At 38.3% G+C, this 17,559-nt stretch carries 14 protein-coding genes and 1 pseudogene; 12 read left to right on the forward strand and 3 right to left on the reverse strand.

From position 1 onward, the window contains the following. The first annotated feature begins 36 nt into the window (after positions 1–36). From M0M83_RS00650 to M0M83_RS00695, 10 genes are all read left to right on the forward strand, one after another. On the forward strand, positions 37–513 hold the full coding sequence (locus tag M0M83_RS00650; protein WP_185746955.1) for a cold-shock protein: 477 nt from the start codon (positions 37–39) through the stop codon (positions 511–513). 888 nt (positions 514–1,401) lie between these two features. After that, positions 1,402–1,956 carry a fimbrial protein gene (locus tag M0M83_RS00655; RefSeq protein WP_125894674.1) on the forward strand — a complete coding sequence of 185 codons (555 nt, stop codon included), beginning with the start codon at positions 1,402–1,404 and terminating at the stop codon, positions 1,954–1,956. Between the two features lie 74 nt (positions 1,957–2,030). Beyond that, entirely contained in the window at positions 2,031–2,705 is a 675-nt protein-coding gene (locus M0M83_RS00660; protein WP_125894676.1) for a fimbrial biogenesis chaperone, read from the forward strand. Further along, positions 2,680–3,243: a fimbrial protein gene (locus M0M83_RS00665; RefSeq protein WP_125894678.1), complete on the forward strand. Its 564-nt coding sequence runs from the start codon at positions 2,680–2,682 to the stop codon at positions 3,241–3,243. Before M0M83_RS00660 ends, M0M83_RS00665 begins: the two co-directional genes overlap by 26 nt. A 5-nt stretch (positions 3,244–3,248) precedes the next feature. Further along, positions 3,249–3,794 (forward strand): fimbrial protein, encoded by a 546-nt coding sequence (locus M0M83_RS00670; RefSeq protein ID WP_213914363.1) that lies wholly within the window; start codon positions 3,249–3,251, stop codon positions 3,792–3,794. Positions 3,795–4,055: 261 nt separating this feature from the next. Beyond that, entirely contained in the window at positions 4,056–6,614 is a 2,559-nt protein-coding gene (locus M0M83_RS00675) for a fimbria/pilus outer membrane usher protein (protein WP_248467343.1), read from the forward strand. Positions 6,615–6,660: 46 nt separating this feature from the next. After that, positions 6,661–7,896, forward strand: a complete 1,236-nt coding sequence (locus M0M83_RS00680; RefSeq protein ID WP_213914427.1) for a hypothetical protein — start codon at positions 6,661–6,663, stop codon at positions 7,894–7,896. 237 nt (positions 7,897–8,133) lie between these two features. After that, complete coding sequence (locus M0M83_RS00685) at positions 8,134–8,874, forward strand: MurR/RpiR family transcriptional regulator (protein ID WP_125891835.1); 741 nt, start codon at positions 8,134–8,136, stop codon at positions 8,872–8,874. Between the two features lie 184 nt (positions 8,875–9,058). Further along, the gene (locus tag M0M83_RS00690; RefSeq protein WP_125891834.1) at positions 9,059–10,615 is read left to right on the forward strand and encodes a PTS transporter subunit EIIC; all 1,557 of its coding nucleotides are present in this window, start codon (positions 9,059–9,061) and stop codon (positions 10,613–10,615) included. Between the two features lie 14 nt (positions 10,616–10,629). Then, the gene (locus M0M83_RS00695; RefSeq protein WP_213914428.1) at positions 10,630–12,000 is read left to right on the forward strand and encodes a class-II fumarase/aspartase family protein; all 1,371 of its coding nucleotides are present in this window, start codon (positions 10,630–10,632) and stop codon (positions 11,998–12,000) included. A gap of 60 nt (positions 12,001–12,060) precedes the next feature. Here the strand turns inward: M0M83_RS00695 and ytfE are convergent, their stop codons facing one another. Together ytfE and norV are read right to left on the reverse strand one after the other, a co-directional pair. Continuing rightward, positions 12,061–12,723 carry an iron-sulfur cluster repair protein YtfE gene (gene ytfE / locus M0M83_RS00700; RefSeq protein WP_248467344.1) on the reverse strand — a complete coding sequence of 221 codons (663 nt, stop codon included), beginning with the start codon at positions 12,721–12,723 and terminating at the stop codon, positions 12,061–12,063. A gap of 59 nt (positions 12,724–12,782) precedes the next feature. Further along, positions 12,783–13,979: pseudogene (gene norV / locus M0M83_RS00705) on the reverse strand (anaerobic nitric oxide reductase flavorubredoxin); the annotation flags it as partial. Between the two features lie 180 nt (positions 13,980–14,159). On the opposite strand from norV, the gene norR reads away from it, so the two are divergent. After that, entirely contained in the window at positions 14,160–15,674 is a 1,515-nt protein-coding gene (gene norR / locus M0M83_RS00710; RefSeq protein WP_125891831.1) for a nitric oxide reductase transcriptional regulator NorR, read from the forward strand. Between the two features lie 36 nt (positions 15,675–15,710). On the opposite strand, the gene M0M83_RS00715 is transcribed toward norR, so the two are convergent. Beyond that, positions 15,711–16,334, reverse strand: coding sequence for a TetR/AcrR family transcriptional regulator C-terminal domain-containing protein (locus tag M0M83_RS00715; RefSeq protein ID WP_213914429.1), 624 nt, complete (start codon positions 16,332–16,334; stop codon positions 15,711–15,713). A 141-nt stretch (positions 16,335–16,475) separates the two neighbouring features. Here M0M83_RS00715 and M0M83_RS00720 point away from each other — a divergent pair, with 141 nt between their 5' ends. Further along, positions 16,476–17,558 carry an HlyD family secretion protein gene (locus M0M83_RS00720; RefSeq protein ID WP_213914430.1) on the forward strand — a complete coding sequence of 361 codons (1,083 nt, stop codon included), beginning with the start codon at positions 16,476–16,478 and terminating at the stop codon, positions 17,556–17,558. Position 17,559 lies beyond the last annotated feature (1 nt).

Consider the following 17,559-nt stretch of genomic DNA (forward strand, 5'->3'; position numbering starts at 1 on the left):
CTGAGTCAATATAAGATTAATTAGGTGGTAATGGCGATGAATGGAACGATCACAACGTGGTTCGAAGATAAAGGTTTTGGATTTATCAAAGATGAGAATGGCGATAACCGTTATTTTCATGTGGTTAAGGTTGCCAACCCTGAGTTGATTAAAAAAAATGCTGTAGTGACTTTCGAACCAACGACAAATAATAAAGGGTTGTCCGCATTTGCGGTCAAGATCATACCAGAAAGCAAATACATTTATATTGCTGGTGAGCGGATTAAGATTGCATCAATCAAATCTTACCGTGTTTATTCGGTGGAGGTGCCAGCAGATACGCGTATTGATAAAGAGAATACCGTTTTATCAATTGGTGCATTGATGAATAGTATCAAACCAAAATCAGATAAAGTGGGCCAAATGCGCTCATTAAAAAAATTAGAAATTAGTACATTACACGGGACATCGTTAACATTTTCGGAAGACGAAATTGATATCGATGAGGCTGTGAAGCAACTCAAATTTAAATGATTATTTGCAAAGTAAACAGTACCGTCTATGGGTGCTGTTTACTTGCTTATCATGTTATTCTTCCTTCTATTCCCTTTATTCCCTTCTTCTCGTATTTCACAATACCTACAAAGATGATGCTTTCTTGTTTATCTTTTCTATTCACCTAACTTCCATTTATGTTCGAATTGCTCTGGCTGAGCCGATGTTTCTTTGTTGGTTGTGACTATTATTTAAGAACGAATGCATCAGAATATTCTTATGAGTTAAATAGAAGACTATTCAGGGGGAATATGTCTATAGATTAAAAAAATGATCAAGGTTAATTTAAGTATTAATAAAATCTACTTAGTCAGTATTTTTATAACACCTCGTAGTTGTTCGTAACATTTTCCTTTTTTGAGCATTCGTGGTGTTAAGTTTAGCGACAAATTATGTACAAATATTAATTTCAGCATTTTACACTTAATCTATTCTGTTTTTGAGGTATTTCTAGTTGATTGAACTGAATTGAGGGGCAAATATTAGCTCAGATAGAAAAAACCATGTAACTGCATGAAACTAATGAGAAATAACAATTTGAAATCTATTGGAAAAACAGAGAAATGCATTTTTCGCTAGTTTGACAACTTATATGAGTATAATTAATATTATCCACGTACTCCGGTGAGACAGTATTCACCAAATAAAGACTAAGACATTTAAAATTAAGTTTTTACGAAGAAGCTGATTATTTATTAAATATCTAAAATTAGTAAATTAATTTTATTAATGGATATTTAAAAAATAATGCTCGGGTTATTGATTTTTATTAATAGAATAAAAACTTAATCTGAAATATGAAACTTTAAATATATATTAATTTAAAAACCAAATTAAACTTTTCCCACATACTTAGGAATGATGATTATGAAATTAAATAAACTTGCTCTGATTGGCGCATTCACTGTTGCAACTCTTTCTTCTCAAGCTTTTGCTGCTCAAGATGCAACAGTTAACTTCAATGCTCGTTTAGTTGCTGCAACTTGTGATATCAGTGCTTCTAAAGACTTAATCAGCTTAGGAACACACTCAAACGAGAAACTTGATACTACTAAAGCATTATCAGAAGCAAACTTTAACTTAGTTTTAAATAACTGTACTAAAGTTTATAACGGTGATGTTGGTAGCGATAACGAAGCTGCAAATGCAACTTCTGTTTCTATCTTAGCAACAGGTGAAGCATTAACAGGTCATTCAGACATGTTTGCGGATGCTCAAGCATCACAAATCGGTGTTAAGTTAGCAGCTGGTAAAGATAAAACTGCAGTTAAACCTAACACAACAACTGAAATTGCAGACTTGAAAGTTACCGGTCAAAGCGACTACATCATCCCAATGGTTGCAGGTCTTTATGCGACAGCAACTGATGCAGTAGCTCAAAACTTAAACGTGCCAGTAACCTTCAGTGTTGCTTACGACTAATAACAGTCACCCGTTAGTTTAGCTAGCAATGCAGGCAGTAATTAATTACTGCCTGCGATATAAGAGAAAAGAAAATGCAAAAATTAAAATCTCTACTTTTTATCTTATTAACATTTTCATTTGTTGCTCAAGCGGGTGTTGGTTTAAGTCAAACTCGTATCATTATTGAAGAAGCAACTAATTCAGCCTCTATTACGGCACGTAATGAAGATAATAAAGCGTATTTAGTGGCAAGTTTTATTACACAACAGCTAGATAGTAAAACACCATCTGAAGGTTTATTTGTTATTACACCTTCAATTTTTAAGTTAGCACCGAATCAACGAAATATTATTAAAATTAAAGCGATCTCACATAAGTTTCCTAAAGATCGCGAAAGCATGTATTACTTTCACTCTAGAAATGTTCCTGAATCAGACCAAGCAGATGGTATGAAGATTGGATTAGAAAGTGTGATTAAGATTTTTTATCGCCCTGCTAATTTGTCAATGAATCAAGACGACGCATTTAAAAATATTAAAATAATTAAAAATACTAATGGCGTTAGATTAATTAATAACTCTCCTTACTATATTAACTTGGCAGGATTATCCGTTAATAACAAAGCCATTAAGCTAAATAAACAAAATAATGTTATAGCTCCACTTGCTGAAATGAATTACACAACCCAATTTAAAGTGGGTGCAGTGAAATGGGCTGTTATCAACGATCTTGGAGGATACAATGAATATCATGGGACTGTTGAGTAAAATCATATTTGTACTGGGAATGGTTTTTTTCTCCAGCCAATTGATAGCTCAAAATGGACAAATACAGTTCAAAACCAAGATCGTTAAAGGCACTTGTGAATTTGATGATAATAGCGAATTAGATAAATACATCGACTTTAGCCAAAATGGTACATTAATTGCTTCTGATGTTGATAACAGCCCAATTAATAAACCGATACAAAGCGAAAATTTTTCTTATACGATTGTTTGTAAAAATTTCCCGGCAAATAGTGATAAAACAATTAAAGTAAAGTCAAAGTCAGCAGCATCAACACAGTTTAATAATGGCGTTTTCTTTGGTTTGACGGACACAACTAAAACGGGCTTTTTACTTGAATCTTGTGATAATAATAATCAGAACTGCCAAGCTGTCAGTGATGGAGGCGTTTCAAGTTTTCCTTCAACCACGAGTGATTCAGTTGTCGTTAATTATCGCGTTAGCTTAGTAAAACGCGAAAATAATGTTAAACCAGGTGATGCGAGTGCCGCTGTTACTTTTGAATATTATCAGGATTGATAGTCATGAAAAAAACAAAACAGTTATTACTGACTACCCTAATGATGTTTATGTATTATCCTGCAATGGCGTTAGATGACTATAAAGTACACTACGAGTTTTCTGTTTTATTTTTAGCTAAAACTTGTGAGATTGACGTTCCTAATGAAATTATATTGGGTAATGCTTCAGGTGTGACGACAGTTAGTGAAATTAAGAATGATACAGTTTCAAAAAACTTTTCCATTGGCTTAAGAAACTGTACCAGCACGGATCAAACAACAGCCGTCGTATATTTAGCATCTGGAAATACCTTAACAGGCAGTAATAATTTCTTTAATGATGACCCCAATGGGGTAATTGGTGTTCAATTATTAGATGGAACACGTGTTATTAGTGTTAATCAAACTCCTTTAGCCAAACCAGATGCATCATCAATTATTTGGGATAACATAAAAACCAGTAGTGAAACAAAAATGGTTAATGCCAAATTGCGTTGCGCCAAAACGGATTGTGAGCCAGATGAAGGTGACTTTTCTGCAACTTTAACGATTGGTTATTACGCTGATTAATAATTTTTACAACACACTAATAAATAGAATAGAAAAAGTTAGTCATTAGTCTTAATGATAAATAAATTATATAGACAACTATTCATACCATTTTTTTGATGTTTGATTATTTAAATATGCCAATTATTTTAATAAAGATGGCAACATAAAATAATATTAATTTTTTCAACTAATAATATTAAGTAACCACATTAATAGATTATATTATGGTTGAAAAATAACCCACAACAATAAATAACAAAAGGTGATGCAGTGAAAGGGATGAAATTAAACATAATTGCATTAGAGGTTTTTCTTTGCTGCTATGCAATGGCGCCCTCTTTCTCGCCTGCCGAATCATATTTTGACCCAGGCTTATTAATGCATGGGAGCGGGATTGATGTTTCTCAGCTCGATTTAAATGACTTTGCCAATAGCAATACTCTAACGCCGGGTAAATACGATGTCATGGTGAATGTTAATTTGATCCCTTCCGGGGAATTTAATATTGCCTTTGATAAACAGCCCGATGGTCAAATTATCCCTGTATTTACCGTGGGTGAGCTAAAAAAACTGGGGGTGAATACCTCTGCATTACCTAAATTAAGAGATCTTGGCGAAGAGGTTAAGATTGCAAAACTGTCGGACTATATTGCCGATGCGACTATCACGTTTGATGCTCAAACATTAACCGTGAATTTATCCGTACCACAAATTGCCATGGTGCCTAATTTCGCAGGCTATATTCCCCCTGAATTACGTGATGACGGTGTGACTGCGTTAGTTATGGACTATGTCTTTAACTACAGTAATAACCGTCAGTTAGCTCAACATAACCAAAAATCCAGTACCAATGATTCCCTATTTGCTAACTTAAATGCAGGGATCAACGTGGGGGCATGGCGCCTGAGAACCAGCTACCTGTACAACTACAGTAAAAGCAGTGGGGACTCAAGCAACAGTGATTCCAACTTCACCAACACGTATGTTTATCGCACCATTAATGCGATTAAATCTACCTTTCGCGCTGGTGAGATTTCAACAGGGGGCAATATCTTTGACTCCATTCCCATGAAAGGGGCAACGCTGAAATCTAACCCACAACTCGACCCTAGCAGCATGCAAGGGTTTGCTCCTGTGGTTGAAGGTTTTGCTAACACCAATGCCACCGTCACCGTGCGCCAAAACGGTAGCGTGGTTTACCAAACCTTCGTCGCACCAGGCCGTTTTATTATTCGTGATATCCCAGCCAGCGGGTTGGCGGGGGACATGGAAGTGACCGTGGAAGAAGAAGATGGCAAACAAACTGTCTTCACCCAAGCCTACTCTTCACTGCCTATGATGGAGCGCCAAGGTTCGTACAACTACGAGGTTTCTGCAGGACGCTACAATGGCGGAATAACGGTGGACTCTGAGCGTAAAACCTTTGCACTCGGTTCATTTAGTGTTGGTCTACCTCATAATATCACCACCTATGGTGGGTTACTGGTCTCTAACGGCTATAACTCAGTGGTGGGCGGTATTGGCTTGTCTCTGGGCGTGCTTGGGGCGCTGTCCACGGACATTACGCATTCCGATGCCAAATTCTCAGGGAAAAACCTAAAAGGGCAGTCTTACCGTATTCGTTATTCGAAAAGCTTGCTCTCTACGGGAACCTCCTTTGACTTGACGGCGCTGCGTTATACCACCGAGAACTTCTATTCTTTCTCGGATTACAACAACGCGGGTTATGAGTTGAAAGATGGCTTGGCGCCTTGGACGGGCTCACGTCAACGTTACAGTTTCCAGACATCCATCAGCCAATCCTTTGATTCGTATGGCTCCTTATCACTGAGAGCCTCGAAAAATACCTATTGGGGAGGGCAGAGCTCTAATACCTCCGTTGGATTGTCCTATAACAACAACTTCCGAGGTGTTTCTTATAGCTTGGCCTACATGGTTGACCGCGTGAAAAGCTACAACAACAGCTGGCCAGAAAACCGGGTGGTGTCGTTCGATGTGTCGGTACCGTTGAGCCTGTTAACCAACAGTGAAATGGCGCAAACCATGAGTGCCCGTTACGGAATAAGCGTAGATAACCACGGTGATACACGCCACCAAGCAGGTTTAACTGGCAGTGCGATGAGTAACCGCTTCAGCTACGGCTTGTATCAAAACTATGACAGCCGAAACAGCAACTACGGAGGCAGTGTTAACGGGACGTATTCCGGTAATAACGCCACGTTATCTGCGGGTTACAGCTACTCCGATACGAATCGCGCTATGAATGGAACACTCAGTGGCGGGTTAGTTGCGCATTCTGATGGCGTGACATTAGCCCCGAACGTTGGGGACACCATTGCTATCATTACCGCGGATGGCGCAAAAGGTGCCGCATTAACCATGGGCGCACAATTTGACCGCTTTGGTAATGCCGTGATCCCTCAGTTAGCCAGCAACACGGCTAACCAAATCGCGGTTAACGTTAATACATTACCGGATGATACGACATTTAAAGATACGTCCATGATGGTGTACCCAACAGAAGGTGCGGTGATTAAACGTCACTTCAGGACCAAAGTGGGTTATCAAGCGATGATTAACTTGTCGAATACGGGAAAAATGCCTCCGTTTGGCGCAATAGCCACATTAATTGCAGAAGACAGTGACGATAGCGATATCAACACCGGTATTGTCGGCTCAAATGGGCAGCTATACATGAGTGGATTACCGGATTCAGGGCGTATTCGCATTCAATGGGGAGGCAAAGCAGGCCAATGTACAGTGAATTATTCGGCATTAGAAAAAATAGCCGTCACTGCGGACTCTCCAGTGAGAACATTAAATACACAGTGCCAATAATAAGCATTACGGGATGATTCGGTCCCGTTTAATAAAAGGTATGACTATGAAAAAGACCTCTTCTATCTTCTCTCGCTATCTAAGCATGAGTCTTTCTTATGCAGTATTGTTAGGTTGTGCATTTACAGCCACCGCTGCTGGAGATAAATTAACTGTCAGAGCAGGTCAAACAGGATATTTAGGTGAGCTATACCCTTCGAATCGCAGTGCTTATTTAAGTACTCATGCACAGTATTGGTCTATTACATCAGGTCCAATCAGTGATCCCAACGTCAACTATCCGATGTTACCTAAGAGAGATACTTATCTTAAATTTGCCACTGTCGCTAATAGTGTGATCCAATCTAATTTTCCCAAATATAACGGGGCGCCAGGGATCCGATTGATTAATGAAAATGATAGCAGCCGGATTATCATTTTATTATTAAATGGGACTGTTTCAACCTCTTATAAAAACTCAAGCTATCGATCCGTTGTCAAAACGGCCACTTTAAAACAATCACAGCAAATTGCAGGCGATTTGAAGTCCAGCGGGGACTTAGCTTGGGGATTGGAATACAGCCCAACACCGATTAATAATTATTTCCAAGCAGGAGGCACCCCGACGGGGTATATTCGTGCAGATATTACGAGTTTTTCGGCTTTTGCTAGTTCTCAATCAGGCGGGCCCACTGCGGTGGTGAAAGGGCGTTATAAGCTCTCCTCGGGGGAGCAACTGGTATTTGGGCAAGGTTCAATCTACTCCTACATGGGGTTCAGTACTTCAAACACTAAATTACTGTCGGATAGCACGCTGAGTATTGAAGCGTTGGATTCTTGTGTTGTTACCCCCATTACAAGTAACAATATTATCTTTAATACCCAGTTGGCGGGTAATAAGCAAAATGAGTTATTGGAAACTCGGCCAGCCAGTATGAGCATTAACTGTGTGACCACTGGAAAATTGTTGATGGTATTATCTGCAAATCAACAGTTACACGGCCAAAGTAGTTCAGGAACAACCTCGGGTACTAACTTAGCGGGAATGGCGCTGGATAATACTTCGGGGGACTCATCGGATACGACGGAGCGCCCGTATATTGTGACCTCCCAAACGGTACCTTCTGCAGATATTTGTCGTCGAGGAAACGCGGATGCGATCCAGTACTATGAACGCATTAAATTAGGGGATATCACGACGACGAGTTTGAAGAAGAACCTGTATTTTAACTTGTGTCGTAACGGTAATGTCAAAGCCGGTAGCTATCACGGCAGTATTGATGTGTCGTTTTTCCTTGAGTAGCGATGGTCATTCTAAGCTGCCATTGAGTATTGTATCGATGAATGATGCTAATGGCAGTGATTTTCTCTATATCAAAATCACCTTTCGTGATAGGTACCATTAGTATTTCACAAATTTCCTCTTAAACTCAGCGAAAAATAGTAATCTGACGTATAATCAACCAATTGAATGCCTTTGTTAACTTTATTATCATAAAAAATAATCACTTATAGGCTGGGTAAGTTCATTGGAGGGGATATGTTAGATTTTTTAAAAAACTACGATAATTTAACGATTAGCGAAAAAAAAGTTTTAAAATACCTGACCGATAATATTACGGATATCCCCTACTTAAATATTAATGAGCTTGTCGCTAAAACCTTCGTGTCTAAAACAGTGATCATTAACTTATCTCAAAAACTAGGCTTTAGTGGCTTTAAAGAGCTTAAATTTCAGATTAATAATTATATTTTAACGAAAAATAAAACCGAAAAAACAATTCCCTCATCGTATAAAAAACAGCTCGAAAAAAACATTAATAAAAGTTTTACATTAATTAATGAGGCTCAAATTAATGATTGCGCTAAAATATTGCATAAATCGAGGAATATTTTTATTGTGGCAAGAGGGACAAGTAAAGCGGTTGGTTATTATCTTGAACATTTGTTATTTGCATTAGGCTTGCATTGTTTTTTTATTAATGACTACAATTTATCTGATTCCTTCACACGACTCGTTAGCAAAGATGACACTGTCATTTTTATCTCACTGTCTGGCGGCACTAAAAAAATCATTGAAACAGCCAAAATCGTACAGTTGAAAGGGGCAAATATCATTAGTATGACTGCGTTTAATACCAATGAATTAACCAGTTATACAGATAATACGCTGTTTTGTTTTGCTGATGATTTTGATACCAAACGGGATGATACAAAATCCAGAATCGGATTTTTTATACTGGTTGATTTACTTATCAATGAATTAGAAAATCTACTTTAACTTACCGTTTTATTATCCCATCTATTTTTTATGGTTAGATTCATTCATTAATGCGCTATAAGAAATGACTTGGGTCATAATTTCTGACCTAAGATAATTTTTAAAACCGCGACATCATTTCTTTTATAAAACCCCCAAGCTAGTATGCCCTTAATTCTAATAATAGAAGTCATAAGGAAATAGTATGGCCAGAAGAAAGTTTGGTGAATCAATTCAACGCTTTGGGAGAACATTACTCCTTCCGATCGGTGTATTAGCACCAATTGGGATGATATTGGGGATCAGTGGTGCGTTAGTGCAAACTTATATGATTGCACGTTTTCCATTTCTCGGTAATGAAACGGTTAACGCATTACTTGTTAGCATTCGTTCAATTGCAGGTGTCATTTTTGATAATATTCCCTTGCTGTTTGCAATGGGGGTTGCTTATGGTATGAGCCATCGAGATAAGGGGATTGCTGTCTTCGCGTCAGTTGTCGGTTATTTATCGCTGATCATCACCATGAATATTTGGCTAGTGCTTACCGGTAAACTTGCAGATCCTGCAATGATGGGTCAAGTGGGACAAATTAAAGTTCTTGGTATACAAACCTTAAACATCAGCGCCGCCGGGGGGATTATTACCGGTTTGATTGCCGCTTGGGCGACCGATAAGTTTTATAACCTTGAATTACCTACCGCATTTGCTTTCTTTTCAGGTAAAAAATCCGTTTCTATTATCATGATAGGATTGATGATCGGGGTGGGGGCGTTATTACCGTTTATTTGGGAAGTATTAGTTCAAGGATTAATGAAACTCTCCTCTGTATTTTTAAGTCCAGTGGGGCCATTTTTTACCGCAGGTGGTGAACGTTTATTTATTCCATTTGGTTTACACCATGTTTGGAACGTTTTATTTAGATTTACTGAAGCAGGTGGTACTTATGTTATTGATGGCCAAACCTTTGTTGGTGTTGTCCCCGCGCTAACAGAAGTGCTATTTAACCAAGGCCCGGATAGTGAATATTGGGCGATGATGCCAAGTTTGACTCGCTTTATGGCGCAGCAACAAATGTTGGTCACATTATTCTTATTCCCCGCGATTGCTCTCGCTATTTATAAAACATCGAAGAAAGAAAACCGTGCAGAAGTGAAATCCATGCTTGTCACGATGGTATTAACTGCCATGCTTGGTAACGTTACGGAGCCACTCGAATTTACCTTCGTATTTATCGCGCCATTACTGTATTTAATTTACGCCATTATTGTCGGTATCGGTGCGGTACTGCTTTCTTTGGCGGAAGTTGGTATTGGTTATATTCGTGGAACGGTATTTGATTTCACTATTTTTGGCCTACTGTACGAAAACACTAACTGGATCTTCTTGGTTATTATCGGTAGCTGTTTAGCCGTCGTCACTTACTTTATTTTTTACTGGGCAATTATTAAGTTTGATATAAAAACTCCGGGCCGTGAAGAATCGAGTAATCTTAAAAATACCTTAATTAAAGAAAAACGTTATGGAGAAATCGCAGAAATTTTAATCCAAGCGTTAGGTGGAAAACAAAATATTCGAAACGTAGATAACTGTATTACCCGTATGCGTATTGATGTCGGAGAAGTGAACCAAATTGATAAAGATTTAATGTTGGAATCAGGATGTACCGCATTCTTCTTTCCATCGGCAAACCACGTCCATGTTGTGTATGGGCCAAAGGTTGAATTTGTTCGCAATGCTGTTGATGACGCAATGAAGAAATAAAGAAGGGATACGAAATGAGAGCATTATACGATTCTAAAAGTAAAACAATTGATGACCGTGGAATTAAAGACTTATTGTCTGATGAAGCAAAATATTCCACTTGGTTAATGTTTGAATCCATGTTGGCCCAAGCTCAAGCGGAACTCGGGTTTATTCCCCAGTCAGCGGCAGATGAAATTAAAGAAAAGGCTGTAATCGAAAATATCGATTTTGAAGAAATGAGCCGTATCTACCAAAAAATAGGCCATGGCTTTGTACCTTTCTTAAAAGTGTTAGTGAATGCGTGTTCTGAAGAAAGCGGTAAATATATCCATTATGGAATTACCACGCAAAATATACAGCAAAGTTCACAGCTCTATATGATGAAAACGGTACACCATAAATTTATGTTGTTACTGGGTGAAATCATCGAAAACTTGGCAGATTTGGCCGAAAGAACCAAACATATGGTGATGCCGGGAAGAACGCATGGACGTCATGCCATCCCTATCACCTACGGCTATAAAGTTTCGGTGTGGATCAGCGATTTTATTGATTGCTATCAACGCATGAAAGAGTGTGAAAAACGCGTTTTCACTATCATGATGGGGGGGGCAGTTGGTGCATTTAACTCAATGCCTGGTGTTGGTATGGCAGTACAAAAACGTGTCGCTGAACTGGTGGGTATGGAAGCCATGGAAGTACCATCCAGAAACTTGAGCACACATAAACTTGAATATATGGCAAATTTAGCGTTAATGGCGAACATTTGTCATAAAATTGGTGAAGAAGTTTATAGCACGACGTTAGAAGAAATTGCCGAGGTTTCTGAAGGGTTTACCAAAGGAACCGTGGGCAGTAGCACCATGCCACATAAAATTAACCCGAAATTAGCCAAGGGAATTATTGCCAACTCGCAGAAACTTTATTCCTTACCAAGCGTGGGGATGTATTCTGCGGTAAGACCTTATGAGGGCGATAGTAGTTCTTATATGTTATTTGATGGGTTAATCGAAGAAGCTTTGGAATTGACCACGGAAATCTTATTAAGAACCGAGGAGCTTTCGAGGACGATTGTGCCACATGAAGAGAGAATGCTTCATAATGTATTGCGAAACAAAGGGTTGGATAATACCGAGTATGTCATGATGAAGATGGCGGAAAAATTGGGTAAAGATAAAGCGCATTCTCTCCTGTATGAAGAAGCCATTAAAACGGCGGCGGATGGGGAAGATTTCTATACGAATTTAACCAAAAATAGTGTGATATCAGCGGCATTTAGTGATGAAGAAATTAAAGCCATGCTTGACCCGAGGTCTTATATCGGGTTATCCGTTGAAATTGCAGAAAAAGAAGCAAAACGTGGGCGAGTTACGGCACAAGAAATTAAACAACAATATAAATAGATATTTTTAGCAGGATTAAAAATAAGGGCCTATCTATTATATAGATAGGCCCTTGCTAATTTATTCACCCGCGAGTGCTCTTGGGAATAATAAATTATTTTCTAGGTTAATATGATTCATTAAATCATCAATCAGTTCATTGATACCATTATACAATACACGCCAGGTGGTACAGGCTTCTGGTGGTGGTGTAACATTATTGGTAATACCTTTAATGGCCTCTAAGATATCACCCGCATCGTCATGTTCTTGTTCCATAACGCTGATTGGGCCGGCTGCGTTTTTGCCCATTCCGTTTTTTATCATAGGAAATAAAACACGTTCTTCTTTCATCATATGGCTAGTCAACTCTTCTAGTAATGCTTCTAAGTATTTTGATAGCCCTGCTGGTACGGTTGGCTTGTTTGCATGAACTCGTTCAACCTTTTGTGCTTGTAGAATAAGTTCAGGTAATTGCTCTCTGTGCCTATCATGGTAGCGCACAATAATGAAATCAATAATGTCACTGAGTGGAGCTTCTCGCCAATCTTTCTCTAAGGCTTCTGTCGATAACTCAAGTAATTGGCTTTCTAATAGGCCAATATCCAAATTTAATTTTTCTGCACTGCGGCTGAGTGTTTGTTTTCCACCACAACAGTAATCCATATTATATTGGCGGAATAGAGAGGAAGCTCTGGGAATGGATAATGCGAGCTGTCCAAGTGTTTTATCTCTAAATTGCATATGAGGTATCCTCTAAAAAATCATAAAATTCTGATGCTCTTTTCTAAATAAATTTATGCAGATAGCGCCCATTGACGAGCAATATTACGCCCATATTCACGGCAGTCATCTAATGTTTTTGAATCAGGCTTCCATTTTGCTTTTAAAGATAATGCAGTATCAAAACCGGCATCCATTAAACGTGTTTGAACACGGTCAACAGCACCACCATTCCAGCCAAAACTACCAAAAGCCGCTGCTTTTTTATTTAAAAAACGTAAACCAGTAATTTCTTCCAGCATACCTGCAATTTTGGGCATCATGACATTATTCATGGTTGAAGTACCGACTAAGGCTGCCTTGGAGCGAAAAAGATGGGTAATAATGTCGTTTTTATCACTGCGTGCAACGTTAAATATTTTGACAGCGACATTAGGATCAGCTTCATTAATGCCTTGAGCGATTGCATCCGCCATTAAGCGGGTATTATTTGACATGGTATCGTAGAAAATAGTAATGCGATCCTCTTGATAATCTGCTGCCCATTTCAAATATAATTCAATGATTTGATTTGGATTATCACGCCATACTACGCCATGAGACGTCGCTATCATATCGACAGGTAGGTTAAAGCCTAATATTTCATTTATTTTTGGCGTTACTAAGCGGCTAAACGGCGTAAGAATATTCGCGTAGTAGCGTTGGCATTGTTCAAATAACTCATTTTGGTCGACTTCATCATTAAATAACCGCTCATCACAATAGTGCTGCCCGAAAGCATCATTGCTGAAAAGTACTGCATCTTCAGAAAGATAAGTCATCATGCTATCAGGCCAGTGTAGCATTGGTGTTTCAATGAAAATTAATTGCTTATTGTTACCTATATCGAGTGTATCCCCTGTTTTAACGATTTTGAAATTCCATTCAGGGTGGTGATGGTGACCATTTATTGAATCAATAGCATTGGCGGTGCAATAGATTGGGGTATTCGGAATAAAGCGCATTAATTCAGTTAACGCGCCCGCGTGATCTTCTTCTGCATGGTTAATGACGATGTAGTCAATGTCATTTAAATCAATTTGTGAGCGTAAATTTTCAACAAACTCACGGCTAAATTTATGATCGACAGTATCAATGAGGACATTTTTTTCTTCGCGGATTAAATAACTATTATAGCTACTTCCCTTTAACGTTTTGTACTCGGTTCCATGAAAATCACGGACTTCCCAATCACGTTGGCCCACCCAATGAATGTTATTTTTTACATGAATCGTCATATTAATTTTGTCCTATATTTTTCAAAGTATAAGAAGACATAATCAACATTCATGCCAACATTTAATGCGTTGATTTATAAATGAATTAAAATATTTTTTTTAGATTGTGGTCATAATGACTATATTGGTCATAGTCATTATGACTATAATAATTGTCAAATTGACTATGGGGAATGGATCATGGGTTTTTCTGTTGAGGCATTAGCAAAGATTGCAATAGAATTACAAGATGGTATGGGGCATGCAGATCGTTTTCAGCGTTTGATTACCACGCTAAGGCAATCATTGGGGTGTGATGCTTGTGCGTTATTACGCTATGAATCTGGTCAATTTATTCCTTTAGCAATAGACGGATTAATGGCTGATGTTTTAGGTCGCCGATTCTCTTTGGCTGGGCACCCTCGGCTAGAGGCCATTGCAAGAGCCGGTGATGTCGTGCGTTTTCCAGCGGATAGTCAGCTTCCTGACCCATATGATGGGTTAATTCCTCATCATCAGCACTTAAAAGTTCATGCTTGCGTCGGCTTACCCTTATATGCGGGGCAAAATCTTATCGGCGCATTAACATTAGATGGCATGGAGCCTGATCAATTTGATGCATTTAGTGATGAATCACTTAGATTAATTGCCGCATTAGCCGCAGGTGCATTAAATAATGCATTGCTTATTGAGCAGCTTGAAAACCAAAATATATTGCCGAATAACACCGTACTATTTAAACCTGCAGGTGAAACTGAAATTATTGGCTTATCCCTTTGTATGCAGCAATTAAAAAAGGAAATTGATATTGTTGCAGGGTCAGAATTAAATGTTCTGGTTGGCGGAGAAACGGGAACAGGAAAAGAGTTAGTTGTTAAATCTATCCATGAAAAATCTCTTCGGGCTAAACATCCTCTTATTTATTTAAACTGTGCTGCATTACCTGAGAGTGTGGCAGAAAGTGAATTATTTGGTCATGTTAAAGGTGCGTTTACTGGGGCAATTAGCCACCGCAGTGGTAAATTTGAAATGGCGGATAATGGCACCTTATTTTTAGATGAAATCGGAGAGCTTTCATTAGCATTGCAGGCAAAATTACTGCGAGTATTGCAATATGGTGATATTCAACGAGTCGGTGATGACCGTAGTTTACGTGTTAATGTCCGTGTGTTAGCGGCAACTAACCGTGATCTACGCGAAGAAGTGTTAGAAGGTCGGTTTAGAGCCGATTTATTTCATCGTTTAAGCGTATTTCCTCTATTTGTTCCTCCATTAAAGGAGCGCGGAGACGATATTATTTTATTAGCAGGGTATTTTTGTGAGCAATATCGTCAGCGTTTTGGCTTATCCAGTGTAGTACTGAATACATCTTTACAGCGTTATTTACTTAATTATTCATGGCCAGGCAATGTGCGTGAATTAGAGCATGCGATTCATCGTGCCATTGTTCTTGCTCGTGCTTCCAGTGATACGGGGGACATTATCTTACAGCCTCAATATTTTATTTTTGGTAATAATGAATATGAGTTAACGGAAACACCACAAGAAGTCATATCACTTACTCAAAACTTACGTGAAGCAACGGATAACTTTCAGCGTACGCTTATTACACAGGTACTGGAAAAAAAACACCATAATTGGTCTGCATGTGCTAGGGAATTATCTTTAGATATTGCTAATTTACATCGGTTAGCTAAACGACTAGGCTTGAAATAAAGTACTAAGGGCATCGTAATCGTTGCCCTTAGAGTCTTAATTCTCCAATCCCTTAATAATGAGCTGTAGGCCATCAATAAATTTTATATCGTAGTTGTCAGCAAACAATACTTCTTTAGCCTGCCATGTATAGGGGTATTTATCTTTAGATAACTGTGTAAATTCAGACTCTTTATTGATTAAATTACTGTCTGCTGAAAAGGTGGATGTTTGTTGTTCTATACAACAGCCTAAAATAAAATAAAATACGGTCATAGTGCAACTCGCTGCTTTTTCTACAGGGAGTTCTGCCTGCATAAAAGTTTTTATCAAAGCATTATTAATACGTAGTACATTGTCAGAAATAACGTATGTTCCAGCAAAAACACGAGCCCCGTCTCGGTGCTGCAATAATGCACTTCGTAGTTGCGACGTGATTTCAATGAGATTGGTTACCCAATAACTGTTATATTGAAAATCCACGGCGACCATGGCCACCATATGGTCGGCCATCCCTTCGAGTAAAGCCTGCTTATTACTAAAATGCCAATATAATGATGCAGCCTTAACATTTAGCGCATCAGCAAGCTTCCGCATGGTTAAACCTTCTATACCTTCCGTATTAAGTAACATTAATGCGGCTTCAAGTACTTGTAAACGTGTGATTTTAGGATTTCTCATTAATAATTCTCATTTGATACTTTATTATCTAACAATGTTAGTTTAACATACTTTATAAACCTAACGATGTTAGATTACTGGTGTTATTTGTTGTGTCAAAAATATTTAATATGGTTATTGAGTGGTATTGAGGTTAATCCAATGACAACAAAAGAAGTGAAAACTTTTTCACAAAAGGTAATTTTTCTTACACCTTGGCTTAGTGTGTTATGCATTGGTTGTTTAATTTTGTTGACGACCTTGAATTGGGGACAATGGCAAGGAAACCGACGTTATCAAGAATCAAATAATGCGTATATTAAAGCGGACTCAGCCATATTAAAGTCACGTATGACGGGTTATGTCTCTCGTATCTTAGTTGATGATTATCAGTTTGTTCAACGTGGTGATGTCATTGCAGAAATTAATAACCAGGAAGAGCGTTTCAACCTGCAGATAGCGCAAGCTAACTACCAAAAAGCCCAACAGCAATTAAGTAATTTAGCAAATGAAATTAAAGAGCAAGATCTTACTGTTGAAATGTTACTGAACCGTTATCAAGCTGCATCGATTGAAGTGGAGCAAATGAAACGAAGCCCATTACTACGAAAATCATTAATTAATAGTGGGGCGATCACTCAACAAAATTATTTAGATGCTAATTCAGATTTACAGCGGTTAATTAAGTTAGAGCAAGCGGCAAAGGCACAGTGGGAGCAAGCAAAGCAGTCGCGACATATATTAAATCAGCAAGAAAAAATAAGAATTGCAGAACGGGATGTGACCTTGGCAAATTTAAAACAAGCTGAGACTCAAGTTTCCTATGCAACTATTACGGCTCCATTTGATGGTCAACTCAATAAAATTAAACTAAATATTGGTAGTCTTGTTATTTCAGGAACGGAAGTCGTCACTGTGACTCCCAATAAAACGCCTTATATTATTGCTAACTTAAAAGAAACTCAGCTTAAAAACGTTTATGCAGGGCAAGCCGTTTCTATCACCGTTGATGCTTTTCCTGATTTTGTATTTAAAGGAGTTGTTCGCGATATTGGGGCACAAAGTAGTGGGGAATCAGCGTTAATTCCTGCAGATAATAGTAGTGGAAATTTCACTAAAGTTGTTCAGCGTATCCCTGTTTATATTAGTTTTTTATCTGAGCAGAATAGCTTATCACGGTTACGTCCTGGGATGTCTGTGGTTGTAAATATCGATACACAGAGTATGGGCAAAAAAGGGGAATAAG

The sequence above is a fragment of the Providencia rettgeri genome (assembly GCF_023205015.1).
GTDB classification, from domain to species: domain Bacteria; phylum Pseudomonadota; class Gammaproteobacteria; order Enterobacterales; family Enterobacteriaceae; genus Providencia; species Providencia rettgeri_E.

What these genes read in the sequence shown, in the direction of transcription:
- M0M83_RS00660 (WP_125894676.1), top strand. Translation starts at nt 2,031, where the DNA reads ATGCAAAAATTAAAATCTCTACTTTTTATCTTATTAACATTTTCATTT.
- M0M83_RS00690 (WP_125891834.1), top strand. Translation starts at nt 9,059, where the DNA reads ATGGCCAGAAGAAAGTTTGGTGAATCAATTCAACGCTTTGGGAGAACA.
- norR (WP_125891831.1), top strand. Translation starts at nt 14,160, where the DNA reads ATGGGTTTTTCTGTTGAGGCATTAGCAAAGATTGCAATAGAATTACAA.
- M0M83_RS00650 (WP_185746955.1), top strand. Translation starts at nt 37, where the DNA reads ATGAATGGAACGATCACAACGTGGTTCGAAGATAAAGGTTTTGGATTT.
- M0M83_RS00695 (WP_213914428.1), top strand. Translation starts at nt 10,630, where the DNA reads ATGAGAGCATTATACGATTCTAAAAGTAAAACAATTGATGACCGTGGA.
- M0M83_RS00715 (WP_213914429.1), bottom strand. Translation starts at nt 16,334, where the DNA reads ATGAGAAATCCTAAAATCACACGTTTACAAGTACTTGAAGCCGCATTA.
- M0M83_RS00680 (WP_213914427.1), top strand. Translation starts at nt 6,661, where the DNA reads ATGAAAAAGACCTCTTCTATCTTCTCTCGCTATCTAAGCATGAGTCTT.
- M0M83_RS00720 (WP_213914430.1), top strand. Translation starts at nt 16,476, where the DNA reads ATGACAACAAAAGAAGTGAAAACTTTTTCACAAAAGGTAATTTTTCTT.
- M0M83_RS00685 (WP_125891835.1), top strand. Translation starts at nt 8,134, where the DNA reads ATGTTAGATTTTTTAAAAAACTACGATAATTTAACGATTAGCGAAAAA.
- M0M83_RS00670 (WP_213914363.1), top strand. Translation starts at nt 3,249, where the DNA reads ATGAAAAAAACAAAACAGTTATTACTGACTACCCTAATGATGTTTATG.
- ytfE (WP_248467344.1), bottom strand. Translation starts at nt 12,723, where the DNA reads ATGCAATTTAGAGATAAAACACTTGGACAGCTCGCATTATCCATTCCC.
- M0M83_RS00675 (WP_248467343.1), top strand. Translation starts at nt 4,056, where the DNA reads ATGAAATTAAACATAATTGCATTAGAGGTTTTTCTTTGCTGCTATGCA.
- M0M83_RS00655 (WP_125894674.1), top strand. Translation starts at nt 1,402, where the DNA reads ATGAAATTAAATAAACTTGCTCTGATTGGCGCATTCACTGTTGCAACT.
- M0M83_RS00665 (WP_125894678.1), top strand. Translation starts at nt 2,680, where the DNA reads ATGAATATCATGGGACTGTTGAGTAAAATCATATTTGTACTGGGAATG.